Annotated in this window: 22 protein-coding genes and 1 riboswitch; of the genes, 14 read left to right on the forward strand and 8 right to left on the reverse strand. The window is 67.1% G+C overall.

Annotation, left to right across the window (positions count from 1 at the left end; all coding sequences use genetic code 11):
* Positions 1 to 23: 23 nt before the first annotated feature.
* On the reverse strand, positions 24 to 854 hold the full coding sequence (locus tag ARTB_RS15965) for an HAD-IIA family hydrolase (RefSeq protein ID WP_028277432.1): 831 nt from the start codon (positions 852 to 854) through the stop codon (positions 24 to 26).
* 58 nt (positions 855 to 912) lie between these two features.
* On the opposite strand from ARTB_RS15965, the gene ARTB_RS15970 reads away from it, so the two are divergent.
* From ARTB_RS15970 to ARTB_RS15980, 3 genes are all read left to right on the forward strand, one after another.
* Positions 913 to 1,590 (forward strand): TrmH family RNA methyltransferase, encoded by a 678-nt coding sequence (locus ARTB_RS15970; RefSeq protein ID WP_243181433.1) that lies wholly within the window; start codon positions 913 to 915, stop codon positions 1,588 to 1,590.
* A gap of 255 nt (positions 1,591 to 1,845) precedes the next feature.
* Positions 1,846 to 2,865: a class II fructose-bisphosphate aldolase gene (fbaA, locus tag ARTB_RS15975; RefSeq protein ID WP_243181434.1), complete on the forward strand. Its 1,020-nt coding sequence runs from the start codon at positions 1,846 to 1,848 to the stop codon at positions 2,863 to 2,865.
* A gap of 2 nt (positions 2,866 to 2,867) precedes the next feature.
* Entirely contained in the window at positions 2,868 to 3,293 is a 426-nt protein-coding gene (locus ARTB_RS15980) for a DUF3151 domain-containing protein (RefSeq protein WP_028277429.1), read from the forward strand.
* 90 nt (positions 3,294 to 3,383) lie between these two features.
* On the opposite strand, the gene ARTB_RS15985 is transcribed toward ARTB_RS15980, so the two are convergent.
* Together ARTB_RS15985 and ARTB_RS15990 are read right to left on the reverse strand one after the other, a co-directional pair.
* Complete coding sequence (locus ARTB_RS15985; protein WP_028277428.1) at positions 3,384 to 4,016, reverse strand: uracil-DNA glycosylase; 633 nt, start codon at positions 4,014 to 4,016, stop codon at positions 3,384 to 3,386.
* A gap of 185 nt (positions 4,017 to 4,201) precedes the next feature.
* Positions 4,202 to 5,410 (reverse strand): cobalamin-independent methionine synthase II family protein, encoded by a 1,209-nt coding sequence (locus ARTB_RS15990; protein ID WP_243181435.1) that lies wholly within the window; start codon positions 5,408 to 5,410, stop codon positions 4,202 to 4,204.
* 404 nt (positions 5,411 to 5,814) lie between these two features.
* On the opposite strand from ARTB_RS15990, the gene ARTB_RS15995 reads away from it, so the two are divergent.
* Entirely contained in the window at positions 5,815 to 7,104 is a 1,290-nt protein-coding gene (locus ARTB_RS15995; RefSeq protein WP_223983709.1) for an adenylosuccinate synthase, read from the forward strand.
* A gap of 144 nt (positions 7,105 to 7,248) precedes the next feature.
* Here ARTB_RS15995 and ARTB_RS16000 read toward each other — a convergent pair whose 3' ends face one another.
* On the reverse strand, positions 7,249 to 7,911 hold the full coding sequence (locus ARTB_RS16000; RefSeq protein ID WP_243181436.1) for a GntR family transcriptional regulator: 663 nt from the start codon (positions 7,909 to 7,911) through the stop codon (positions 7,249 to 7,251).
* A 105-nt stretch (positions 7,912 to 8,016) separates the two neighbouring features.
* On the opposite strand from ARTB_RS16000, the gene ARTB_RS16005 reads away from it, so the two are divergent.
* From ARTB_RS16005 to ARTB_RS16020, 4 genes are all read left to right on the forward strand, one after another.
* On the forward strand, positions 8,017 to 9,027 hold the full coding sequence (locus tag ARTB_RS16005) for a 1-aminocyclopropane-1-carboxylate deaminase (RefSeq protein WP_243181437.1): 1,011 nt from the start codon (positions 8,017 to 8,019) through the stop codon (positions 9,025 to 9,027).
* A 322-nt stretch (positions 9,028 to 9,349) separates the two neighbouring features.
* Positions 9,350 to 9,850, forward strand: a complete 501-nt coding sequence (locus ARTB_RS16010) for a hypothetical protein (RefSeq protein ID WP_243181438.1) — start codon at positions 9,350 to 9,352, stop codon at positions 9,848 to 9,850.
* 130 nt (positions 9,851 to 9,980) lie between these two features.
* Positions 9,981 to 10,529 (forward strand): RNA polymerase sigma factor, encoded by a 549-nt coding sequence (locus ARTB_RS16015; RefSeq protein WP_243181439.1) that lies wholly within the window; start codon positions 9,981 to 9,983, stop codon positions 10,527 to 10,529.
* Positions 10,526 to 11,344 carry a hypothetical protein gene (locus ARTB_RS16020; protein ID WP_243181440.1) on the forward strand — a complete coding sequence of 273 codons (819 nt, stop codon included), beginning with the start codon at positions 10,526 to 10,528 and terminating at the stop codon, positions 11,342 to 11,344. Before ARTB_RS16015 ends, ARTB_RS16020 begins: the two co-directional genes overlap by 4 nt.
* Before the next feature lie 123 nt (positions 11,345 to 11,467).
* Here ARTB_RS16020 and ARTB_RS16025 read toward each other — a convergent pair whose 3' ends face one another.
* From ARTB_RS16025 to acs, 4 genes are read right to left on the reverse strand one after another with little or no spacing between them, the layout of a single operon-like run.
* Positions 11,468 to 11,962: a CoA-binding protein gene (locus ARTB_RS16025; protein WP_243181441.1), complete on the reverse strand. Its 495-nt coding sequence runs from the start codon at positions 11,960 to 11,962 to the stop codon at positions 11,468 to 11,470.
* Complete coding sequence (locus ARTB_RS16030) at positions 11,962 to 13,302, reverse strand: O-acetylhomoserine aminocarboxypropyltransferase/cysteine synthase family protein (protein ID WP_243181442.1); 1,341 nt, start codon at positions 13,300 to 13,302, stop codon at positions 11,962 to 11,964. The genes ARTB_RS16025 and ARTB_RS16030 overlap by 1 nt, the downstream gene beginning before the upstream one ends.
* Positions 13,302 to 14,510, reverse strand: coding sequence for a dimethylsulfone monooxygenase SfnG (gene sfnG / locus ARTB_RS16035; RefSeq protein WP_243181443.1), 1,209 nt, complete (start codon positions 14,508 to 14,510; stop codon positions 13,302 to 13,304). The genes ARTB_RS16030 and sfnG overlap by 1 nt, the downstream gene beginning before the upstream one ends.
* A gap of 10 nt (positions 14,511 to 14,520) precedes the next feature.
* On the reverse strand, positions 14,521 to 16,746 hold the full coding sequence (gene acs, locus ARTB_RS16040) for an acetate--CoA ligase (protein ID WP_243181444.1): 2,226 nt from the start codon (positions 16,744 to 16,746) through the stop codon (positions 14,521 to 14,523).
* Positions 16,747 to 17,054: 308 nt separating this feature from the next.
* On the opposite strand from acs, the gene ARTB_RS16045 reads away from it, so the two are divergent.
* The 6 genes from ARTB_RS16045 (at position 17,055) to ARTB_RS16070 (ending at position 22,986) form a co-directional block, all read left to right on the forward strand.
* On the forward strand, positions 17,055 to 17,480 hold the full coding sequence (locus tag ARTB_RS16045; RefSeq protein ID WP_028277991.1) for a CoA-binding protein: 426 nt from the start codon (positions 17,055 to 17,057) through the stop codon (positions 17,478 to 17,480).
* Positions 17,481 to 17,577: 97 nt separating this feature from the next.
* A riboswitch (SAM riboswitch) is annotated at positions 17,578 to 17,668 on the forward strand.
* 139 nt (positions 17,669 to 17,807) lie between these two features.
* Positions 17,808 to 18,617 (forward strand): methionine ABC transporter ATP-binding protein, encoded by an 810-nt coding sequence (locus tag ARTB_RS16050; RefSeq protein ID WP_308197249.1) that lies wholly within the window; start codon positions 17,808 to 17,810, stop codon positions 18,615 to 18,617.
* Positions 18,610 to 19,275 (forward strand): methionine ABC transporter permease, encoded by a 666-nt coding sequence (locus tag ARTB_RS16055; protein ID WP_018776122.1) that lies wholly within the window; start codon positions 18,610 to 18,612, stop codon positions 19,273 to 19,275. Before ARTB_RS16050 ends, ARTB_RS16055 begins: the two co-directional genes overlap by 8 nt.
* Before the next feature lie 46 nt (positions 19,276 to 19,321).
* A complete protein-coding gene (locus ARTB_RS16060; protein WP_243181445.1) occupies positions 19,322 to 20,764 on the forward strand; it encodes an LLM class flavin-dependent oxidoreductase in 1,443 nt (480 codons plus the stop codon).
* Positions 20,765 to 20,796: 32 nt separating this feature from the next.
* On the forward strand, positions 20,797 to 21,666 hold the full coding sequence (locus tag ARTB_RS16065; RefSeq protein ID WP_243181446.1) for a MetQ/NlpA family ABC transporter substrate-binding protein: 870 nt from the start codon (positions 20,797 to 20,799) through the stop codon (positions 21,664 to 21,666).
* 27 nt (positions 21,667 to 21,693) lie between these two features.
* Positions 21,694 to 22,986, forward strand: a complete 1,293-nt coding sequence (locus tag ARTB_RS16070) for an acyl-CoA dehydrogenase family protein (protein ID WP_243181447.1) — start codon at positions 21,694 to 21,696, stop codon at positions 22,984 to 22,986.
* Positions 22,987 to 23,027: the final 41 nt, after the last annotated feature.

Here is a 23,027-nt window from a genome sequence, read left to right on the forward strand (position 1 = left end):
GGTATCGCGTTCCGGGGTGTTGCTCAGATCTGGTTCTTGAGGTCCGCCACGGAATTCAGGATCTGGTTCGGCCGGAACGGATACGCGGCGATATCGTCCCGGTGGGTGATGCCGCTGAGCACCAGCACCGTGTGCAGGCCCGCCTCCATGCCGGCGATGATGTCGGTGTCCATGCGGTCACCGATCATCGCCGTGGTTTCCGAGTGCGCGTCGATCTGGTTCATTGCAGACCGGAACATCATCGGGTTGGGCTTGCCCACAATGTACGGTTCGCGGCCCGTGGCCTTGGTGATGAGGGCGGCGATGGCCCCGGTGGCAGGCATGGGGCCGTCCTTCGAGGGCCCGGTGGCGTCCGGGTTGGTGGCGATGAAACGCGCGCCGGCGAGGATCAGGCGGATGGCCATGGTGATGGCTTCAAACGAATACGTGCGGGTCTCGCCGAGCACCACGAAGTCGGGGTTCTGGTCGGTGAGGATGAAGCCGGCCTCGTGGAGCGCCGTCGTGAGTCCTGCTTCGCCGATCGTGTAGGCGCGGTTTCCCGACTCCGAGCCGCGGACCTGGTCCTTGAGGAACTGGGCCGTGGCCAGGGCCGAGGTCCAGATGTTCTCCTCCGGGATTTCCAGCCCGGAAGAGCTCAGCCGGGCCGCGAGGTCCCGGGGCGTGAAGATTGAGTTGTTGGTCAGCACGAGGAACCGCTTGGAGGTGTCCACCCAGCGCTGGATCAGCTCCGCCGCGCCCGGGATGGGCTGGTTCTCGTGGACCAGCACACCATCCATGTCCGTGAGCCAGCACTCGATTTCCTGGCCGCTGCGGTATACCGACGCCGATGAACGTACTTCGTCTGACTCTGCCATGGGGGACCTCCGCCGCTGGTGATGTGCTGCTTACTGGCTCCCAGTCTAATGTTGAGGAGTGACTGAACAGCCCGATAGCCCCGCCCCGTCCCTTCCCGCCGCAGAGGAAGGGCCGGAACCGAAGGCGGAGGTCGGCGTCGGCCCCTGGGAAGGCGAACTTCCACAGGGCGGGCACTGGGATCCTGACCTCCTGGCGGACGGCGACCGGCGCAACGTGGTGGACAAATACCGCTACTGGAAGCACGAGGCGATCGTGGCCGACCTGGACTCCAAACGCCACAATTTCCACATCGCGATCGAGAACTGGCAGCACGACCTCAACATCGGCACCGTGGTCCGGACCGCCAACGCGTTCCTGGCCAAGGAAGTCCACATCATCGGACGACGCCGGTGGAACCGCCGCGGGGCCATGGTCACCGACCGCTACCAGCACGTCCGCCACCACCCCACCGTTGAGGACTTCGTGGCCTGGGCGCAGGGGGAGGGGCTGGCGATCATCGGGATCGACATCTTCCCGGACTCGGTGCCGCTGGAGACCTACGAACTGCCCAAGGACTGCGTCCTGGTCTTCGGCCAGGAAGGCCCGGGCCTGACCCCTGAAGTCCACGAAGCGGCGCTGGACACCCTGTCGGTCGAACAGTTCGGCTCCACCCGTTCCATCAACGCAGCCTCCGCCGCCGCGATCGCGATGCACGCCTGGATCCGCCGCCACGTGTTCGGCCAGCTCCCGGGCTAAAGCCACCGCCAGCGGCCGGCGCACCGCCAGCGCCCGGCGCACCGCCAGCGCCCGGCGCAATGCCGGCGGCGAGGCCGGCGCCGGCCAGTCCGCTGGCAGGCCGGAACCATGACCGAAGCGCCCGGCCGCGAGTGTTACAGGGGCCACGTGACCGGAGACACGGACCCGGCGCAGGAATGGCTAGGATGGTTCCTAGCCGACGAGGTTCCCTCCAGGATCACCAGCCCGTAGACGAAATTCACATTAGGAGTCAGCATGCCCATTGCAACCCCAGAGATCTACTCCGAGATGATCGACCGTGCAAAGACGGGCGGCTTCGCCTTCCCGGCGGTCAACGTCACGTCCTCCCAGACCCTGAACGCCGCCCTGCGCGGCTTCGCCGAGGCCGAGTCCGACGGCATCGTCCAGGTCTCCACCGGCGGTGCAGCTTACTGGTCCGGCGCCTCCACCAAGGACATGGTTGCCGGCTCCCTCGGCTTTGCCGCGTTCGCCCGCGAAGTCGCGAAAAACTACGGCGTGAACATCGCCCTGCACACGGACCACTGCCCCAAGGACAAGCTGGACGGCTTTGTGCTCCCGCTGCTCGCCGCCTCCGAGGCCGAGGTCAAGGCAGGCCGCAACCCCCTCTTCAACTCGCACATGTGGGACGGCTCCGCCGAGACCCTGCAGGAAAACCTGCGGATCGCCCGTGAACTGCTCGAGCGCACCGCCGCCGCCAAGATGATCCTCGAGGTCGAGATCGGCACCGTGGGCGGCGAGGAAGACGGCGTCGAGAACGCCATCAACGACAAGCTCTACACCACGGTCGAGGACGCCCTGGCCACCATCGACGCGCTCGGTTCCGGCGAAAACGGCCGCTACATCACGGCGCTGACCTTCGGCAACGTGCACGGCGTCTACAAGCCGGGCGGCGTCAAGCTCCGCCCCGAGATCCTCAAGGACATCCAGGAGCAGGTCGGCGCCAAGATCGGCAAGGCCAACCCGTTCGACCTCGTGTTCCACGGCGGCTCCGGATCCTCGGACAAGGAAATCGCGGACGCCGTCTCCTACGGCGTCATCAAGATGAACATCGACACCGACACCCAGTACGCCTACACCCGCCCCGTGGTGGACCACATGTTCCGCAACTACGACGGCGTGCTGAAGGTCGACGGCGAGGTCGGCAACAAGAAGCTCTACGATCCCCGCGTCTGGGGCGCTTCGGCGGAGGCCGGTCTGGCCGCCCGCGTGGTCGAGGCCGCCCAGCAGCTGGGTTCCACCGGCAAGACCTTCTAGCCATGTCCGACGAGTTCCGGAAAAACCTGATGGGTCCCGAGCCCACGCTCCTGCCTGCCGAGAGCGAGATCTACCAGCATCTCGCGCTCGGCCAGGAAGCCGTGGACCTCGTGGCGAAGCACCCCACCTCCTCGCTCCTGTGGGCCATCCTCGCCGAGGAGGCCTGGGACGAGGGCCGCACCATCGATTCCTACGCGTACTCGCGGGTCGGCTACCACCGCGGCCTGGACTCGCTGCGCCGCAACGGCTGGCGCGGCGTCGGGCCGATCCCGTGGGAGCACGAACCCAACCGCGGCTTCCTGCGCTCCCTCTACTCGCTTGGCCGTGCGTCCGCGGCGATCGGCGAGGCTGAGGAGCCGGAGCGGATTGAAAAGTTCCTGAAGGATTCCGATCCCGGCGCGAAGGCGGCCATCGAAGCCGAGGGCTGAGGCGGCACCAGGCAACGCGTTGCGGTTTAACAGACGACGGCGGGCTCCCACCTTGAGGTGGGAGCCCGCCGTCGTTTGTGCGTGCGTGGGTCAGCTGGCCTTGGCCAGGCCCGTGCGGGCCATGGCGTCCGCGTACGCGGTGTGCATCTCCGCCAGGTACTCTTCCTGCCGGGCCGGGGTGCCGGCGAACGCCCGGCCGCTGAGCGAGCGGACCTTGTAGGTCTTCAGGCCGCGGCGCCAGATCATGGGCACTTCGGTCTTGAGCAGCAGGTTGGCCAGGCGGTTGGCCTCGGTGCCGTGGGCGACGATCACGGAGGCGCGGGGAACGAGGGCCAGGAACTTCAGCAGCGGCTTCAGGCCCGCGGAAATCTGGTCCGGCGTGAACTTGCCGTTCGGCTCGCCGGGGACGTGCCACGGGTGGACGTTCCAGGGCATGACGAATTCGGGGCGCAGGCCGAGTTTCCACTGGATGCCCAGCATGCGGGTGGCGGCCTCGTCGTCGCCGGCGGTGATGAAGCCTGACGCGTCAGCGGTGCCGATGTTGGAGTACAGGCTGATGATCCGGCACTCGTCGACGTCGTGCATGGGGTCCACGTAGGGGACAGCGGTGCCAGCTTTGGTTGCCTGGAGGACGTCAAGGAGCTCGTTGACGGGGGCGACGTTAGGTTCGTACCGGCGGCTCAGAAGCTCTTCGCGGAAATTTTCGGTGGCCAGGGCTGTCATATGTTGCTGGGTCTCCTGCGGGATTGGCAAAGCTGCCACACCGGATGCAGGCACGCCGAATACGGGCATGCGGAGCAATGGTGTGGTTTGAAAATGTGGTGTGGACCGATTCCTGGTCGATCCTTATCAGTCTATCAAGCCCCGCGAAATGCGGCACCGGGCCGGACCCCGCCGGCCCGGTGCTGCTACCAGAGCCGCTGGGTGGCGCGGCGTGCGCCTTCGCCGAGGGCCTCCAGCTTGGCGTACGCGATTTGGGGATGCACCCTGCCGCCCAGCCCGCAATCGGTGGACGCAATCACGTTTTCCCGTCCCACGAGCTCGGCGAAGCGCACGATCCGGTCGGCCACGAGGTCCGGATGCTCCACGACGTTGGTGGCGTGCGAGACGACGCCGGGGATGATGACCTTCCCCTCGGGGAGCTTCGCATCCTCCCAGACGCGCCATTCGTGCTCGTGCCGGACGTTGGCCGCCTCGAAGGAGTAGCCGCCGGCATTGACCTGCAGGACTGAGTCGACGATGTCCGCGAAGGGGATGTCCGTGGTGTGCGGGCCGTGCCAGGAACCCCAACAGACATGCAGCCGGATCTGCTCCGGGGGAAGACCGCGCAGCGCCCAGTTCGTTGCTTCGACCCGGAGTTGGATGAACTTCAGGTAGTCCGCCAGGCTCGGCTCGGGGTTGATCTGGTCCCAGCTCTCGGCCAGGGAGGGGTCGTCGAGCTGGACTGTCAGGCCGGCGTCGATGATGGCCTTGTATTCCTCTCGCATCGCGTCGGCGCAGGCGTAGAGGAGTTCCTCGTCGCTGCCGTAGTACTCGTTGGCCACCCGGGCGCACGAACCGGGCGAGAGGGAGGCGATGAACCCCTCGGCGAGTCCGGCCGCGGCCAGGCCGGTCTTGAGGTTGGCAACGTCCGAGGCCACGAGCTCCTGGCCCGTGTACGTCAGCGGCCCGGCGATCTTGGGCTGCGTGACGGCCCTGCGGTGGGCCAGGATCCCGGAGGAGGGGTCGTTGTAGGCGTCATCGAACGTCTGCCGGTCCCGGCGGTCCGGGAAGGAGGTCAGGACGATGTGGCCGGGCGAGGAACGGTGCACCGTGGCGTCGGCCCAGCGGTCCACGTCGGTCGGTTCCAGGCCGCCGAGCCGTGAGAAGGAGTAATTCCACCAGGCGCCGTAGTCCACGGAGCTGGACATCGTGTGCCCGTACTCGCCGTCATTGGGGATGTCGATGCCCAGCTCCTTCTGGCGCTGGACGACGTCCACCACCGAGGTTTCGAGCAGGTCCAGGAATTCGGGCGTGATGCCGTCCGTTTCCTTGGCCTCGTTCGCGGCGATCAGCTCCGGCGTGCGGGGCAACGAGCCGGCATGGGTCACACGGATGTGGTCAGTGGTCCGGGGCATAGCGCGGTTTCCTTTCGGCCGCTCGGGATTCTCACTCCCACTCAATTCCACCCTGCGCCGTCCCGCAAGTGGTGCCCGCTATGTGTCGGGCCTGAGCCGGCGGATGATGCAGCAATGGCGAACGCCATGAAAAAAGAACGGCTCGTCCGCCGCGGCGGACGCGTGGCCCTCCCTCGCGGAAGCCGCCCCGGCGTTCACCACCGTCGGGACGGCGCGTCCAAGCAAGGACCCAAAGCGATGCCGGGCACCGATTTCGGCTAAACTTGGGTGGTAAGAGCCCCGGAACTCTGGCGTTGGATACGAACACAGCGATAGATTCGGGGCATTCTCATGAACGGCGCTGAGCTGCGGTGACCGCCTGGTCATTAAACGCAGTTCGGCCCGAACGAATGGGGGAGGATCCCATGCCAGCAATCGTGATCGTCGGAGCCCAATGGGGCGACGAAGGCAAAGGTAAGGCCACTGACCTGCTTGGCGGCCGCGTCGACTATGTCGTCAAGCCCAACGGCGGCAACAACGCCGGGCACACCGTCGTCGTAGGCGGTGAGAAGTATGAGCTCAAGCTCCTTCCGGCCGGCATCCTGAGCCCGAACGCGGTTCCGATCATCGGCAACGGCTGCGTGGTGAACCTGGAAGCCCTGTTCCAGGAGATCGACGGACTGGAGGCCCGCGGTGCGGACACCTCCAAGCTGCGCGTCTCCGCCAACGCGCACCTCGTGGCGCCCTACCACCAGGTCCTGGACAAGGTCACCGAGCGGTTCCTCGGCAGCCGCGCCATCGGCACCACCGGCCGCGGCATCGGCCCGGCCTACATGGACAAGGTGGCCCGCCTTGGCATCCGCGTCCAGGACGTCTTTGACGCCTCGATCCTGCGCCAGAAGGTAGAGGGTTCGCTGCGCCAGAAGAACGAGCTCCTGGTCAAGGTCTACAACCGCCGGGACATCGAGGTGGACGAGATCGTGGAGTACTTCCTGTCCTTCGCCGAGCGCCTCCGTCCGCTGGTCATCGACAGCACCTACGTCCTGAACACCGCCCTGGACGAGGGCAAGGTGGTCCTCATGGAGGGCGGCCAGGCCACCTTCCTGGACGTTGACCACGGCACCTACCCCTTCGTGACGTCCTCGAACCCGACCGCGGGCGGCGCCTCCGTGGGCTCCGGCATCGGCCCCACCCGGATCTCGCGTTCCATCGGCATCATCAAGGCCTACACCACCCGCGTGGGCGCAGGGCCGTTCCCGACGGAGCTGTTCGATGAGATGGGCATGTACCTGCAGAAGACCGGCGGCGAGTTCGGCGTCAACACCGGCCGTCCCCGCCGCTGCGGCTGGTACGACGCCGTGCTGGCACGCCACGCCTCCCGGGTCAACGGCTTTACGGACTACTTCGTCACCAAGCTGGACGTGCTGACGGGCATCGAACAGATCCCGGTCTGCGTGGCCTACGACGTCGACGGCGTGCGGCACGACGAAATGCCCATGACCCAGACCGAGTTCCACCACGCCAAGCCGATCTTCGAATACTTCGAAGGCTGGACCGAGGACATCACCGGCGCCCGCACCCTGGAGGACCTGCCGGAGAACGCCCGGAACTACGTCCTGGCCCTGGAAAAGCTCTCCGGTACCCGGTTCTCCGCGATCGGCGTCGGCCCGGACCGCGACCAGACGATCGTGGTCAACGACCTCATCAACGATTAGCACCCGTTGACGCAACACTGACCGGCGTACGACGGCGGCGGGTCGCCCTTGCAGGGGCGGGCCGCCGCCGTCGCGGTTAAGGCCGCAGCCAAGGCCGTAGCCACGTCTGGGTCCCGCCTAGGCCTAGGCGGGACCACAACGTTCCTAGGCGGGGTCTTCCGCGGACGTGAACCGCAGCGAGAGCCAGTTCTCCCGGCACGCTCTGGCGGCGGCCTCGGCGTCGCCACGGCGGGCGAGCCGGATGATTTCAGCGTGCTGCGCCACCGATTCCCGGGCGGCAAAGGAGCCGAAGCGCATCCGCTCCACCCGGCGCAGGACGGGGGTGGTTTGTTCCAGGAGTTCCCGGAGCACCGGGTTGCCGCTGACCGTGACAAAGACGGCGTGGAAATCGTCATCGGCCCGCAGTGCCGACTCGACCTCCGCCGCCTGCAGGGCCTGTTCGAAGCGTACATTGGCCCCGGCCATGGCGGCGAGGTGCTCCTCCGCCAGGAGCGGGACGGCCAGGCGTGCGGCCAGTTCGTGCAGTCCCGCCACCACCTGCTGCGTGCTGAGGGTCGACGCCGGGTCGCACGGGGCCACGATGGTCGCCTTGCCCGGCAGCGCAACCACCAGGCCGGCGCGTTCCAGCCGCAGCAGCGCCTCGCGGATGGGTGTCCGGCTCACGCCGAGCCACGCTTCCAGTTCGGCGTCCTTCAGCCGTTCGCCGGGCTCGAAGGTGCCGTCGACGATCGCGTTACGGATCGATTCAAAGACGTTGTCCCGCAGCAGCGGCCTCTTGTGGACTCCGGCGAGCGAGGGTACGGGCATGCAACATATCGTATATCCCTCTTGCCCTTCCGGAGCCTGTATCCGACAATGCAATATATTGCATATTTGCTGTGTCCGTTTCCCACCGCGAGCGAAGGACCGACGATGGCCATCACCGATTTCGAACGCTACCCCCTGATGTTTGGCCCGAGCCCCATCCATCCGCTGCCGCGGCTCAGCGCACACCTGGGCGGGGCGCAGATCTGGGCGAAACGCGAGGACGTCAACAGCGGCCTCGCGTTTGGCGGCAACAAGACGCGCAAGCTGGAGTACTTCGTCCCGGAGGCCCTGGCACAGGGCGCGGACACCCTCGTCTCGATTGGCGGCTACCAGTCCAACCACACCCGCCAGGTCGCGGCGGTGGCGGCGAAACTCGGCCTCAAAGCACGCCTGGTTCAGGAAAACTGGGTCGACTGGCCCGATCCGTTGTCCGACCGGGTAGGCAACATCCTGCTCTCGCGGATCATGGGCGCCGACGTGCGGCTGGACAGTGCGGGCTTCGACATCGGCATCCGCAGCAGCTGGGAGACCGCCATCGAAGAGGTCAGGGCCGCCGGCGGCACGCCCTACGCGATCCCGGCCGGCGGGTCCGACCACAGGCTGGGCGGTCTGGGCTTCGCCAACTGGGCCTACGAGGTGGAAGAGCAGGAGCGCGAGCTCGGCATCTTTTTCGAGACGATTGTCGTCTGCACCGTCACGGGCTCCACCCACGCCGGGATGATCGCGGGTTTTGCCGGCCAGGACAAACCGCGCCGCGTGATCGGCATCGACGCGTCGGCAACTCTGGCGAAGTCCCGTGACCAGGTGGAACGCATCGCCCGGAACACCGCCGAGCTGATCGGCCTGGGCAGGGAACTCCGGGACGAGGAAATCAACGTCATGGAGGGCTGGGCCGGGGACCTTTATGGGATTCCCGTCGATTCCACCCTGGAGGCCATTCGGCTGGGCGCCTCGCTCGAGGCCATGATCACCGATCCCGTCTACGAGGGAAAGTCCCTCGCCGGGCTGATCGACCTCGTGAAAAGCCGGGAAATTCCGGCCGGCAGCAATGTCCTCTACGCCCACCTCGGCGGCCAGATCGCCCTGAACGCCTACAGCGGACTCTTCCGCTCCTGACCCGGCGCACCACGGCGGCGGGTTCCCTGGCGGGGTCCGCCGCCGTCGTCGTTAATCCCGGCAACGCCGGCTCAAAAAAGAAATCAAGAAAATTTCCGATTGGTGCGTAACCTTTCGGGCCCGCCCAGCGATTACTCCTTTGTAAGCGCCTCCGGAGTCTTGGACCCCCCACCAGACACCGGCTGGCCTTCCACCGTAAGTGCCGGCCGGCGCCTGCCCCCATGGGCGCCGGCCAGCCTTTTCTGGCGAGAGTGGGCTGTCAACTGCCCCCGTGAGGCCTCAGCCCGCCTTCAAACCAAAAAACAAAGGATGTACGTCTGTAATGAAGAGTGTTAGCAAGACCACCAAGATCGCTGTCGGCGCCGCCATTCTGGCAGTCGGAGGTTTCTCCGGCATCGGACTGGCCAATGCCGCTCAGATGTCCAGCACCGAGCAGGCTGAAGTGAGCCACGCTACGCCCGCCACACCGGCTGTCCCGGCCACGCCTACGCTCCCGGCAAAGCCGGCCGTCCCCGCAGTTCCGGCCGCGCCGTCGACTGACGGCAAGGCCAAGGGCGACGCCGAAGCCGACGTCGACGGCACCGAAGGTGCCGTCGACGGCTCCGCCGACGAAAAGGACGGAGCCACCGTCAAGGGCGACGCCAGCGTCAAGGGTGCTGCCGGTGAGGCACGCGCCAACGCCAACATCCACGCCGCAGTTCCGGCGACCCCGGCGACACCGGCCGTCCCCGGTGCCAAGGGCGTTCCGGCAACCCCTGCTATTCCGGCAACCCCGGCTGTTCCGGCCCAGCCGTCCGTCGAGCTGCCCCAGCACGACAAGTAAATTCCGGCTGTTCGGCCTGGACCCGGCATGGGTCTGAAAGCAAGGAGGGAGCCCTTACTTTGGAGGGCTCAGGGGTGCGGCCGCTAGACTTGCGGGGGCCGCACCCCAGCAGTAACGGAAGGACAGCCTCTTGGCACAGCAGCTAAGCGATGACGAATTGTCAGCCGCCTTAGCTGGTGACCCTTCAGGTTTCAGCGCGGTGTACACGGTTATTTCCCCGGCCGTGTTGGGCTACTTCCGGGCCCGGGGCGTGGACGACGCCGAGGCCCTGACCCAGGATGTGTTCGTGGACGTCCTGCCAAAGCTGGCCGGCGTCTGCGGCGGCCACGCAGGTCTAAGGACCTTCATTTTCTCCGTCGCCCACGCGCGGCTGGTCGACTACAGGCGGCGGGCAGAACGCACTCCGCATTTGGCCGAATACGATCCCCTGAACGACGCCAGGTACTCGGCATCCGCCGAGGACGAAGTGCTCGGATCTCTGGGCGGTATCTCGGACACTCTCGCGAGGCTCAATGAGGAGCAGCGCGAAGTTCTGGTCCTGCGGATCGTCGCGGACCTTTCCATCGAACAGGTGGCCGGCATCATGGACAAGACGCCGGGTGCCATCAAGCAGCTTCAGCGCCGCGGGCTCAGTGCCCTGCGCGAGCTCGTAACCGAAAAGGACCACGCAGCATCATGACCGGCACCCGCGACCCCCAGCAGGATGGCACCATCCAGGCGATGCTGGGCGACTCCGGCCTCGAATCCGCGGCCGAGCTTCGGACCGCGCTGGAACAGCTCCGCGCTGTGGTCCCGGATGCGGCTCCCGCGCCCCGCGCCGACCTCGCGGCCCTGCTCGCGGCCGGGACAGCCGGGGCAGCCGGTCTTGCCGCCGCCCCTGACGCAGCCACGACGACGGCGCTGCCCACCGTCGCGTCCGCGAAGAATGACGCCGATGAATCGCTGCCGGCCGGGGTCACCAGCCTGGCCGAGCGCCGCGGCCGGAAGCGCCGGCTGGCAATCGTCGGTGGCGCCGTCGTGGGTGCCATGACCCTTGGTGCCGGCGCCGTGGCGGCATCCAGCGAGGACTTCCGGCACAGCGTCAGCCACACCGTCGGGGTCATCTTCCAGACTCCGGGCCACGGTACACCGGCCCCCGAGCATGTCCAGCCGTCGCCGTCCTCAGTCCCGGCCCTTCCCGCGCCCGCCGCGACGCCGGGTCACGGCACGCCCGGAACACCGGGTGCTGACCCGTCCGGAGCATCGACGCCCACCACCTCCAGCACCCCGGGCGCCCCAGCGGCCGGACACGCGCCCCCCGCCACGCCTCCCGCTGTCGGCCGCGACGGCATCCTGCCGACCCCCGGGCAGCGGCCCGGGGCGCCTGGGCTGCCCGGATCACCCGACCTTCCGGGCGGCGGCGGAAACGCAGGCAAGGATCTGCCGCGCGTTCCGGGCCACATCACGCCAACCCTGCCGGGCGTCGTTCCGACCAAGGCCCCCGGCCAGCCATAAGCCGCCCTTAAATTCCTTTGTTAACCCGGTTGCGCTATCACTTAGGGCGGTTCTGAACGCTCAGAATGACCCAAAGTGATAGCGCAACGGGTTGAGTGGCAGGTGGGTTGGCGGCGGCTGGAGTTAGGCCAGGACCTGCCGCTTCGAAGAGATGACGCCGGTGTTGAATCCGGCCAGGTGCAGGCCGCCGTGGAACCGGGCATGCTCGATCTTCACGCAGCGGTCCATCACGACGTCGAGTCCGGCGGCCTCGGCCTCCTTGGCAACGTCCTCGTGCCAGGAGCCCAGCTGCAGCCAGAGGGTCTTGGCGCCGGCGGCGATGGCCTCGTCCAGGACGCCGGGCAAGTCGCCGTGCTTGCGGAACACGTCCACAATGTCCGGGCTTTCCGGGAGGTCCGCGAGCGACGCATACGTCGGCTGACCCAGGATTTCCTTCACCACCGGGTTCACGAAATAGACCTTGTACCGGGTGGAGGACTGCAGATAGGTGGCCACGAAATAGCTCGCGCGCGAAGGCTTGTCGGAAGCGCCCACAATCGCGATCGACTTCGCCTGCCGCAGCAGGTTCAGGCGCTCCGGCGCCGAGGGGCCGGTCCAGGTCCGTTCTTCAACACTCATCAGTTCGCTCCGATCGTGCAGGCTTCAGCCTCTGGGGATGCATCCGGGGCTGCTGCTTCCGAGGCGGCGTCCAGCGCCTGGTCCAGGTCCCAGAGGATGTCATCGATGTCCTCGAGGCCCACGGAGATGCGGACAAGGTCCTCGGGGACACCTGCCGACTCGAGCTGTTCGGGGCTCAGTTGCTGGTGGGTGGTGGACCCGGGGTGGATGACCAGGGTCCGGGAGTCGCCCACATTGGCCAGGTGCGAGGCCAGCTGCAGGGACTCGATGAACTTCTGCCCCGCGGCCCGGCCGCCCTTGACGCCGAAGGAGAACACCGAGCCCGGACCCAGCGGCAGGTATTTCTGCGCCCGCTCGAAGTGCGGGTGCGAGGGCAGGCCGGAGAAGTTCACGTAGGCCACGCGCTCGTCCGCTTCCAGCCATTCGGCCACAGCCTGGGCGTTCTTCAGGTGCTCGTCGAGGCGCTGGGGGAGCGTTTCCACGCCCTGCAGCAGCTGGAACGCCGACTGCGGGGACAGTGCGGGTCCGATGTCGCGCAGCTGTTCGCAGCGCAGCTTGGTGAGGAACCCGTACTCGCCGAAGTTCCCCCACCAGGAGACGTTGCCGTAGGAGGCCACGGGCTCGGTCATGGTCGGGAAGTTGCCGTTGCCCCAGTCGAAGCGGCCGCTTTCGACGATCACGCCGCCGAGGGTGGTGCCGTGGCCGCCGAGGAACTTGGTGGCGGAGTGGATCACGATGTCCGCCCCGTGCTCGATCGGCCGCACGAGGTAGGGCGTGCTCAAGGTGGCGTCGACGACGAGCGGGACGCCGGCGTCGTGCGCCACCTTCGCGAGTGCCGCAAGGTCCTGGACTTCCGAGGACGGGTTGGCCACCACTTCCACGAAGATCGCCTTCGTGTTTTCCCGGACTGCGGCGGCGTAGACCGCCGGGTCGGTGCCGGCGACGAATGTGGTGTCCACGCCGAAGCGGCGCAGCGTGACGTCCAGCTGGGTCACCGTGCCGCCGTAGAGCTGGGAGGCGGCCACGATGTGGTCCCCGGCCTGGGTCAGCGCGGCAAAGGTGATGAACTCCGCCGCCATGCCCGACGACGTCGCCACGGCGCCGATTCCGCCCTCCAGGGAGGCGATGCGCTCCTCGAACGCGGCCACGGTGGGGTTGCCGATCCGGGAATAGATGTTGCCGTATTTCTGCAGCGCGAAGAGGTTCGCGGCGTCCTGGGTGTCCTTGAACACGAAGGAGGTGGTCTGGTAGATCGGCACGGCGCGGGCGCCGTGCTCGGCGTCGGGGGTGCCGCCGGCGTGCAGCGCACGGGTGCGGAATCCGAACTTGCGGTCAGCCATTACGCGTTCACCAGCTTGCTGGTAGTGCCGGCGTTTGCCGCCGGGGTCCGGGACAGGTCCAGTTCGGTGCCGTTCTTCCGGGCGAGGTCGGCCTCGAGTTCGCGGACGATGGGCAGGATGTCCTGGCCGAACGCGGCGGCTTCCTCCTGGAAGTGCAGGTAGCCGGTCAGGAACAGGTTCACGCCGATCTTCTTGTACGCCACGATCCGCTCGGCGATCTGCTCCGGGGTGCCGATCAGCTGCGTCTTGAAGCCGTCGTTGTACTGGACCAGGTCCTCGAAGCTCGAGTCGGCCCACATGCCCTTGCCGTCCTTGGTGGACGCCCCGGCTTCCTGGACGGCGGCGCGGAACCCCTCCACGGCGGGCTTGTGCGCCTTCTCGACGATCTCGCGGAGGGTGTCGCGGGCTTCTTTCTCGGAATCCCGGGCGATCACGAAGCCGTTCAGGCCAAACTTGGGGGAGGGGAGGGCACCTTCCGGGCCGCGACCGGCGGCACCTGACGCCGCCACCACACCGGCGATGTTCTCCTTGAACCCGTCGAGGTCCTTGCCGTTGGAGAAGTACCAGTCAGCCACCCGTCCGGCGGTGGCCTGCGCGGCCGTGGAGTTGCCGCCGAAGAAGATCTCCGGGTGCGCCCGGCCCGGCACGTCCACCGGTGCCGGGTTCAGGGTGAAGTCGGTGATGTTGTAGTACTTGCCGGACTGGCTGTAGTCCTGCTCGGTCCAGAGCCCGCGGAGGACCTTGATGAATTCCTCGGTGCGGACGTAGCGCTCGTCGTGTTCGAGCCATTCGAGGCCGAAGTTGGTGAATTCGTCCTTGAGCCAGCCGGAGACGATGTTTACGGCGGCGCGGCCGTTGGAGATGTGGTCCGCGGTGATGATGTACTTCGCCAGCACGCCGGGGTGCCACATGCCCGGATGGACGGCGGAGATCACCTTGAGGCGCTCGGTGGCGGCCAGCAGCGCCAGGCTGAACGAGGTGGCCTCGTGCTGCTTGTCCGCGCCGTAGGAGGCGGCGTACCGGGTCTGGGTCAGGGCGTATTCGAAGCCGGAGTTCTCCGCGATCCTGGCCAGCTTCTTGTTGTATTCGAAGTCCCAGCCGGTGCGCTGTTCGATGGTGGACACCACCAGGCCGCCGGAGACGTTGGGGACCCAGTAGGCGAACTTGAGCGGTTCGGAAAGACGGGCGACGTTGCTGATCTCAGTCATGGGTGTTCCTTTACTTCCGGGTGGGGCTTGCTGTTGCCAGGAATTCCGCGGCGCGGTCGCGCAGCACATCCTGGATGCCCGCGATGGATGGTTCGTTCTGCAGCGAGGTGGTGTCGCCGAGCGTTGTGCCTTCGAACAGCTGGGTCAGCAGCCGGCGCATGATCTTGCCGCTGCGGGTTTTCGGCACGTCGGGAACGACGACGACGTCCCGCGGCTTGGCGATCGGCCCGATCTGCTTCGCGACGTGCGCCTTCAGCACACCCTGGATGTCGGGGGTGGCCGCCGAATCCTTCAGCACCACGAACGCGACGATCGCGTGGCCGGTCTTTGGGTCCGCGACCGGGCAGACGCCGGCCTCCACCACGTCCGGGTGGGTGACGAGCGCCGATTCGACCTCGATGGTGGAGAGCAGGTGTCCGGAGACGTTGAGGGTGTCGTCCACCCGCCCGAGGATCCAGATGTCGCCGTCGTCGTCATACTTGGCGCCGTCACCGGCGAGGAACCAGCCCTGCTCGGCGTATTGGCGCCAGTACGAATCGAAGTAGCGGCGCGGGTTGCCCCAGACCGTCCGGGCGATCGCCGGGCCGGGGGAGTCCACCACGATGAAACCCTGGACGCCGGGCGGCACCGTATTGCCGGCGTCGTCCACGATGCGCGTGCTGACGCCGGGCAGCGGGCGGGCCGCGCAGCCGGGCTTGAACGCGGCGTCCGTCGGTGCCGGGGAGAGGATGGTGGCGCCGGTTTCGGACTGCCACCACGTGTCCACCACGGGGGCGGTGCTGGCGCCGATATTGGTCCGGAACCAGCGCCAGGCCTCGGGGTTGATGGCCTCGCCCACCGTGCCGAGGAGACGGATGGAGGAGAGGTCGTACGTGTCCGGGACGCCGTCCGGGAACCAGCCCATGAGGGAGCGGACCAGGGTGGGCGCGGTGTAATACTGCGTGACCCCGTACCGTTCGATGATCTCAAAGTGCCGGCCCGGGTGCGGGGTGTTGGGCGTGCCCTCGAAGATGACCTGCGTGGCGCCGTTGGAGAGCGGGCCGTAGAGCTCGTAGGTGTGCGCGGTGACCCAGGCGAGGTCGGCCGTGCACCAGTGCACGTCCTTCTCCCGCAGCGCAGGGTCGGGGTTGCTGAACAGGTGCTCGAAGCTCCATGACGCCTGTGTGAGGTACCCGCCGGAGGTGTGGACCAGGCCCTTGGGCTTGCCGGTGGTGCCGGAGGTGTACATGATGAACAGCGGCGTCTCGGCGTCGAACGCCTCGGCTTCGTGAGTCTCGGAGGCCCGCCCGACGGCGTCGTGCCACCACACGTCGCGGCCGGCGGTCATCGGGACGGTGTCCAGCTCGTCCGCGAGAGTGGTCCGGTTGACCACCAGGACGTGTTCGATGGCGTTGTCGCCGGCGACGGCGGCGTCCGCGTTGTCCTTGACCGGCACGGCGGTGCCGCGGCGGAACTGGCCGTCGGTGGTGACCAGGAGCTTGGCGCCGGTGTCCTCCACCCGGAACTTCAGGGCCTCGGCGGAGAACCCGCCGAAGACCAGGGAATGGATCGCGCCGATCCGGGCCACTGCGAGGGTGATGATCACGGTTTCGGGGATGACGGGGAGGTAGATGACCACCCGGTCGCCCTTGGTGATACCGAGATCCAGGAGGGCATTGGCGGCTTTGGAAACCTCGCGCTGGAGTTCGGCGTAGGTGACGGCGCGGCGGTCGCCGGGCTCGCCCTCAAAGTGCAGGGCCACCTTGTCTCCACGCCCCGCCGCTACGTGGCGGTCGACGCAGTTGTAGGCGACATTGAGCCTGCCCCCTTCGAACCAGGTGATCTGCGGTCCGGTGCCGGCCACGACGTCGGCAGGGACCCGGCGGTGCGCGGTGTGCCAGGGCTTGGTTTGCTCCGTTGCGCCGCCAGGCAGGTCCGCCCAGTCGAGGCGGAGAGCCTGGGTTTCCCAGAACGCAACCGTCTCTGCCTGGACAGTACCCGCGGTCGCGGCGGCGCCGTGCCGGGGAGGGTGGTCTCCGGAGGTGGTGCTGCGGTGACGCGCCGGCCCGTCGGCGGGGACGCCGTGCACTGCGCCGTCCGTGGGCTCGTTCAGGGACCATCCCGAAGAGCCGCGAGAGGAGCCGGGCGCGTCACGCAGCCCTGCTTCGTTCGCCGTCGCGTCCGAAGTGGTTTGTGGGAATGCCTCGGACGCAGTCCGGGCAAAGGTGGGCAGAGCGGAAGAATTCTCAGGGGTCATTGCTGCACTCCATCGGTCCTGGCAGTAGCACCCCTTGGTTGCTCCGGCGCCCTCGAATATCACCGAAGGAGGGCGGAGCGGTTGCGTGGGAATGGTCGTCTCACGTCACCGGGGGGTTGCTGCGGCGTCATCGATCCAGGTCTCTCGGCCGCTCGGGATGGTCACTACCTACTAGAACTTCAGATGCACGATTCCGCAAAATCGGCGTGCGGGAGCGCCGTAATATTCGTTCACCCGGCATGCGTCCGGCCCAAATCATTCATTTATTCGACAATTGTCCGGAAAGGTCGCAGGAGTATGGTTGATGCATGGCCCATGTTAACGATCCGGCAGTCATTGACCGCCTCATGCGAACCAAAGGCACGTGGGCGGTGGTCGGCCTCACCACCAACGAATGGCGCTCGGCGTATGAGGTCTCCCTCTATGTCCGGGACCGGATGGGCATGGAAATCATCCCGGTCAACCTGCCCGGCGACGACGTCCACGGCGAGAAGGGGTACCGTTCCCTGACGGACATCCCGGCGGAGAAGCACCCGATCGACGTCGTGGACTGCTTCGTCAACTCCCACAGGGTGGGCGCAGTCATAGACGAGGCCATCGCGGTAGGTGCCAAGGCCGTCTGGCTGCAGCTGGGCGTCTTCGATGACGCCGCGACGGACCGCGCGAAGGCCGCCGGGCTGGACGTCGTCGTGAACGCGTGCCCCGCCCGCGAAGGCTGGCGCGTGGGCATCTGACGGCCCGGGAATGACGATCAACAGATCGGGAAGAGTCGGTTACAAAATGTGACCGGCTTTTTCCGTATCCGGCCTCATGCCGTGTGAGATGGACTCGTAACCATCCCGAGCGGCTGAGAGATCTGGCTCCGTGACGCCGCAGCAACCCCCTCCTTTGAGGACGGTGCTACCGCCAGGACCGATGGAGAACCACTGTGTTCTGAGGCTCCCCGGCTTCGCTCAGCGCTGCCCGGAAGCCAGGACCCAGGGCTTTCCTCGGGCGAGCCCGGAGGAAATCATGAACACGCAGACAGCGGCAGCGCCGCGGCCCCGAGCAGGTGGGGGCCTGTGATCGAGATCCAGAACGTCAGCACGTCATTCGCCTCGGCCGCGGGACCTTTCACGGCCGTCGATGACGTCAGCCTGCACATCAGGCGGGGCACCATCCAGGGCATCATCGGGTTCTCCGGCGCCGGCAAATCCACGCTGCTGCGCAACATCAACCTCCTCGAGCGCCCGACGTCGGGCCGCGTCCTGGTGGACGGCGTGGACCTGGTGACCCTGTCCGACGCCGAGCTGCGGACCAAGCGGCACGACATCGGCATGATTTTCCAGCACTTCAATCTCCTCAACAACCTCACAGCCCAGGAAAATGTGGAGCTGTCCCTGAAGTTCGCCGGCGTGGGGAAGGCGGAACGCCGGCGGCGGGCCGCCGAAACCCTGGAAATCGTGGACCTCGCCGACAAAGCGGGAACGTATCCGGCCAAACTCTCCGGGGGCCAGAAACAGCGGGTGGCGATCGCCCGCGCCCTCGCCACCGGGCCCAAAGTGCTGCTCTGCGACGAGCCGACGTCGGCCGTGGATCCCCGGACGACGTCATCGGTCCTGCAGTACCTGGCCGACGTCAACGCCGAATTCGGCATCACAATCGTGGTGGTCACCCACGAGATGAATGTCATCAAGGCCATCGCGGACAACGTCGCGGTCATGGAAGAAGGCCGGGTCGTGGAGCAGTTCGACCTCGCCGAACTCCAACGCCCCGGCTTCCACCCGGCGACGTCGATCGGCCGCTACCTGGTCTCCGATGAGATCCAGCTGGACCGCTCCGGGAGGGGCGCCCACACCACAGCCGCGTCGGAGGGCCTGATCAATGTTTGACCGCATCCTGGAAGTCCTGCCCGAAATCGGCGTCGCCATGGGGCAGACCCTCACCATGCTGCTGGTGGCCATCCCGCTGGCGGTGCTGCTCGGGACACCGCTGGGTGTCCTGCTCTACACCATCGGTCCCAACGGGCTCAAGCACAGGCCAAAGCTGCACCGGGTCCTGGACGGGCTGGTCAACCTGCTCCGCTCGTTCCCGTTCCTGATCCTGCTGATCGCAATCATTCCCGTGACTAGGTTCATTGTCGGCACGACCATCGGCACGGCCGCCGTCATTGTCCCGCTGACCCTCAACGCCATTCCGTATTTCGCCCGCTTCGTGGAACAGAACCTGAGCCAGCTCGGCGGCGGAGTGGTCGAAGCGGCACGGTCCATGGGCGCCAGCCGGTCCCAGATCGTCCGGGACGTCCTGATTGTGGAGGCGAAGCCCGGACTCGTCAGCTCCATCACCATCATGACCGTCAGCTTCATCTCCTACTCGGCGATGGCCGGCCTGGTGGGCGGCGGCGGAATCGGCGACTTCGCCATCCGGTACGGCTATTACCGCTACGAGACACCGCTCATGATCACCGCCATAGTCCTGATGATCCTGCTGGTCACCATCGTTCAGCTGGGCGGATCCTATGTTGCCCGGCGCCTGGACAAGCGCCTCTGAGCGCCGGCAGCACCATCGTCCCACCTCCCACAGCGGAAAGCACCCCATGACTTCAACACCCAGTACCCGTTTCGACGGACCCCGCCCCCGCCTGCTGATCAGCGCCTTCGTGATGAACACGTCCAGCCACATCATGGGCGGCCAGTGGCGGCGCCCGGAAGCCCAGCAGCACCGGTTCAACGAACTCCAGCTCTGGATCGACCTGGCCCGCCAGCTCGAAGACGCCAAGTTTGACGCGATCTTCTTCGCCGACGTCGTCGGTCTCTACGGCGACTACGACGGCGGGTGGGCATCGCTGCTGAAAAAGGGCCTGCAGGTGCCGTCCAACGACCCCCTTATCCTGCTCTCCGCGCTCGCGACCGGAACGCGGGAGATCGGACTGGCCGCGACGTCGTCGGTGATTCAGAGCCACCCGTTCCAGTTCGCCCGGCAGATGTCCACCCTGGATCACATCAGCGACGGCCGGGTGGCCTGGAACATCGTCACCAGCGTGCTGGAAAACGCGCACCGGAACTTCAACGCCACCGAGCTGACCAGGCATGACGAACGCTACGACTGGGCGGACGAATACGTCGAGGCCGCCTACAAATTGTGGGAAGGATCCTGGGAGGACGACGCGCTGCTCCGGGACCAGGCGACCGGAGTCCACGCGGACCCGGAGAAAGTCAGCAAGATCTACCACCGCGGACCCCGGTACTCGATCGACGGACCCCACCTCGCGGCCCCTTCGCCGCAACGCACCCCGGTGCTTTTCCAGGCCGGGAGCTCCGGCCGCGGCCAGCAGTTCTGCGCCGCCAACGCCGAGGCCACCTTCACCCTCGCGCCGAGCACCGAGGTGGCCGCGAAGTACACCGCGGCAGTCCGGGAACAGGCCGTTGCCGCCGGCCGCCATCCGGATGACGTGAAGTTCCTCCAGGGCATGCACTTCGTGGTGGGCGGCACCGAAGCCGAGGCGCACCGCAAGGCCGATGAGCTCGAGGACAGCCTGGACATTGAGGCCCTGCTGGCCCACGTGGGCGGCGGGTTCGGCGTCGACCTCGGCGGCCTGCCGCTGGACACCCCGCTCGGGGACCTTGAAACGGAAGGCAGCCAGGGACATCTCACGGCCATCCGCGCCTCCGTCCGCGGCGGCAACCCCACCCTCCGCGACATTGCGCTCTACCGCAGCCGGGCCAACCGGGTGGTGGGAACGCCGGACCAGATTGCCGACCGTCTCGAGCAGTGGCAGGACGCCGGAATCGACGGCATCAACATCATCAACCAGACCATCCCCGGCTCCTACACCGACTTCATCGACGGGGTGCTGCCGGAACTGCGCAGCCGCGGCCTCGCCCAGACCGGCTACGCGCCGGGAACCCTGCGCGAGAAGCTCTTCGGCGCCGGGCCGCGGCTCAACGGACGCCACCCCGCCGCGGCCTTCCGGGGAGCCTTCACCGAATTCTCCGCGGCGGCCGAAAACCAGCCCGCCAGCGTTACCGCCCAGTCATAGCTCAGCGCGAACCACCACAAAGGACCAAGACCATGCAGCGTAGAAATTTCCTCAAATATGCCCTCGCCGGCGCCGGTGCGGTCTCCGCCGCGGCACTGACCGGCTGCGGCCTCACCAACCCCGGCGGTGCCGGCGCCAGCGGCGGCAAGACGATCAAGATTATCGTCACCGAGTCCGCCCCGTACCAGGAACCGACCAAGCTGGCCCAGAAGCTGCTCGCGGCCCAGGGCTGGGCCCTGGAGCCCACGTACGTCACGGACATCATCCAGCCCAACCTGGCCGTGGCCAACGGCGAATTCGACGCCAACTTCTTCCAGCACAACGCCTACCTGAAACAGTTCAACCAGGACAAGGGCCTGGAGAACGTGGGACTGTTCTACGTCTACAGCGCCCCGGGCGGCATCTGGTCTGACAAGTACAAGTCCCTGAACGAGCTCCCGGACGGCGCCAAGATCGGCATTCCCGTGGACCCGGCGAACAACGGCCGTGCCCTGTTCATGCTGCGCGACGCCGGGCTGCTGGAGCTCTCCGACGCCACCGTGATCCACACCTCGCAAAAGAACATCACGGCCAACCCGAAGAAGCTGCAGTTCGTGGAAGTGGACCAGCAGTCGCTCGCCAAGACCCTTCCCGATGTCGATGCAGGCTTCCTGGTCGCCCGGATGGCCGCCGATGCCGGGCACAGCAAGGACGACGCACTGGCCTTCGAAACGGATGCGGATCAGGTCCCGTTCCGGATCGTGGTTGCCGGGCGGAAGGATTTTGCCGGGTCGGAGAAGGCCGCGGCCCTCAAGGCCGCCTTCCAGTCCCCGGAGGTCAAGGCCTGGTTTGCCAGCTACCAGAAGGGCATCCTGCCCACCCCCTGGGACCAGGACCCCGCCGCCGACGCCGCCAAGCTCTAGCCCGGCCACCAGCAACCAAGGGAACGCATGTCCTACTCAGCAGAGACCACAGCCCCCGCAGCACACTCAGCACCACCAGCACCGTCGGCCGAAGCCGCCTACATCGAGGCGCCGTCGGCCGAAGCCGCCTACGAGAGGTTGGCGCGGCGTTTCCGGCCCGTCTTTGCCCGGATCGCGGAGGGCGCGCTGGCCCGCGAACAGGACCGGGTCCTGCCCTTCGAACAGGTCCGCTGGCTGAACGAGGAAGGCTTCGGCCGGCTGCGGGTGCCCACGGAACACGGCGGCGACGGCATCGGCTTCGAGCCCTTCTTCCGGCTGCTCATCGAACTCGCCGAGGCGGATTCCTCCGTGGCCCACCTCTACCGCTCGCACTTCGCGTTCGTGGAAACCGTCGGCCTGGAATCCGAGGGCTTCCGGAACCGCTGGTACCCGAAAGTGGTGGCCGGCGAGATCTTTGGAAACGCCGCCACGGAGAAATCCGGCAATGTCCTCGGCACCACCGGAACCAAGCTGACGCGCCACGGCGGGGACTGGCTCCTGAACGGCAGGAAGTACTACACCACCGGCACCATCTTCGCCGAGTGGATTGCCGTCATGGCCAGCACCGAAGGCGTGGAGGGCCGCCAGTACGCCGTGGTCAGCACCACCCAGCCCGGAGTGGAAATAATCGACGACTGGGACGGGTTCGGCCAGCAGCTGACCGGCACCGGCACCACGATTTTCCGGGACGCCGTGGTGCCGGACACCAACATCATCCGGCGTTCGGAATCCACCACGCACGAGCCGGCCTTCTTCCAGCTGGTCCTGCTCGCCGTCCTGGCGGGCATCGGCCGGGCGGCGCTGGCCGACGCGAGGGCGCTGGTCCGCGACCGCAAGCGCACCTTCAACACCGGCTCCGGCGAACTGTTCCGCCACGACCCGCTGATCCTGCAGCTCGTCGGCCAGCTCTCGGCCAAGGTCTTCGCGGCGGAATCCGTGGTGCTGGCCGCCGCCCGGGAGCTCGACGCCGGCGCGGACCAGAACCTGGACCTCACCCCGGAACAACGCTACGTCCGCGGCGAGATCGCGGTGGAAAAGGCGCAGCTGCTGGTGCCGGAACTCGTCCAGTCCGCGGCCCAGCAGCTCTTCGACATCACCGGGGCATCCGCCACGTCGAAGTCGAAATCGCTGGACCGGCACTGGCGCAACGCCCGGACCGTTTCCACCCACAACCCCGCCGTGTTCAAGGCCCGCACCGTGGGCGACTACGAAGTCAACGGCACGACTCCGGAAGGACTGCACAGCATCGGCGACGCCCGCACCGCCGCGCAGGCAGGGTGAGGCAGGCCGCAGCCGGATAGCCCGCGCAGCCGGGCAGGCCG

The organism is Arthrobacter humicola, from assembly GCF_022803015.1.
GTDB classification, from domain to species: domain Bacteria; phylum Actinomycetota; class Actinomycetes; order Actinomycetales; family Micrococcaceae; genus Arthrobacter; species Arthrobacter humicola_A.

What these genes read in the sequence shown, in the direction of transcription:
- ARTB_RS15965 (WP_028277432.1), bottom strand. Translation starts at nt 854, where the DNA reads ATGGCAGAGTCAGACGAAGTACGTTCATCGGCGTCGGTATACCGCAGC.
- fbaA (WP_243181434.1), top strand. Translation starts at nt 1,846, where the DNA reads ATGCCCATTGCAACCCCAGAGATCTACTCCGAGATGATCGACCGTGCA.
- ARTB_RS15980 (WP_028277429.1), top strand. Translation starts at nt 2,868, where the DNA reads ATGTCCGACGAGTTCCGGAAAAACCTGATGGGTCCCGAGCCCACGCTC.
- ARTB_RS15985 (WP_028277428.1), bottom strand. Translation starts at nt 4,016, where the DNA reads ATGACAGCCCTGGCCACCGAAAATTTCCGCGAAGAGCTTCTGAGCCGC.
- ARTB_RS15990 (WP_243181435.1), bottom strand. Translation starts at nt 5,410, where the DNA reads ATGCCCCGGACCACTGACCACATCCGTGTGACCCATGCCGGCTCGTTG.
- ARTB_RS15995 (WP_223983709.1), top strand. Translation starts at nt 5,815, where the DNA reads ATGCCAGCAATCGTGATCGTCGGAGCCCAATGGGGCGACGAAGGCAAA.
- ARTB_RS16000 (WP_243181436.1), bottom strand. Translation starts at nt 7,911, where the DNA reads ATGCCCGTACCCTCGCTCGCCGGAGTCCACAAGAGGCCGCTGCTGCGG.
- ARTB_RS16005 (WP_243181437.1), top strand. Translation starts at nt 8,017, where the DNA reads ATGGCCATCACCGATTTCGAACGCTACCCCCTGATGTTTGGCCCGAGC.
- ARTB_RS16010 (WP_243181438.1), top strand. Translation starts at nt 9,350, where the DNA reads ATGAAGAGTGTTAGCAAGACCACCAAGATCGCTGTCGGCGCCGCCATT.
- ARTB_RS16020 (WP_243181440.1), top strand. Translation starts at nt 10,526, where the DNA reads ATGACCGGCACCCGCGACCCCCAGCAGGATGGCACCATCCAGGCGATG.
- ARTB_RS16025 (WP_243181441.1), bottom strand. Translation starts at nt 11,962, where the DNA reads ATGAGTGTTGAAGAACGGACCTGGACCGGCCCCTCGGCGCCGGAGCGC.
- ARTB_RS16030 (WP_243181442.1), bottom strand. Translation starts at nt 13,302, where the DNA reads ATGGCTGACCGCAAGTTCGGATTCCGCACCCGTGCGCTGCACGCCGGC.
- sfnG (WP_243181443.1), bottom strand. Translation starts at nt 14,510, where the DNA reads ATGACTGAGATCAGCAACGTCGCCCGTCTTTCCGAACCGCTCAAGTTC.
- acs (WP_243181444.1), bottom strand. Translation starts at nt 16,746, where the DNA reads ATGACCCCTGAGAATTCTTCCGCTCTGCCCACCTTTGCCCGGACTGCG.
- ARTB_RS16045 (WP_028277991.1), top strand. Translation starts at nt 17,055, where the DNA reads ATGGCCCATGTTAACGATCCGGCAGTCATTGACCGCCTCATGCGAACC.
- ARTB_RS16055 (WP_018776122.1), top strand. Translation starts at nt 18,610, where the DNA reads ATGTTTGACCGCATCCTGGAAGTCCTGCCCGAAATCGGCGTCGCCATG.
- ARTB_RS16060 (WP_243181445.1), top strand. Translation starts at nt 19,322, where the DNA reads ATGACTTCAACACCCAGTACCCGTTTCGACGGACCCCGCCCCCGCCTG.
- ARTB_RS16065 (WP_243181446.1), top strand. Translation starts at nt 20,797, where the DNA reads ATGCAGCGTAGAAATTTCCTCAAATATGCCCTCGCCGGCGCCGGTGCG.
- ARTB_RS16070 (WP_243181447.1), top strand. Translation starts at nt 21,694, where the DNA reads ATGTCCTACTCAGCAGAGACCACAGCCCCCGCAGCACACTCAGCACCA.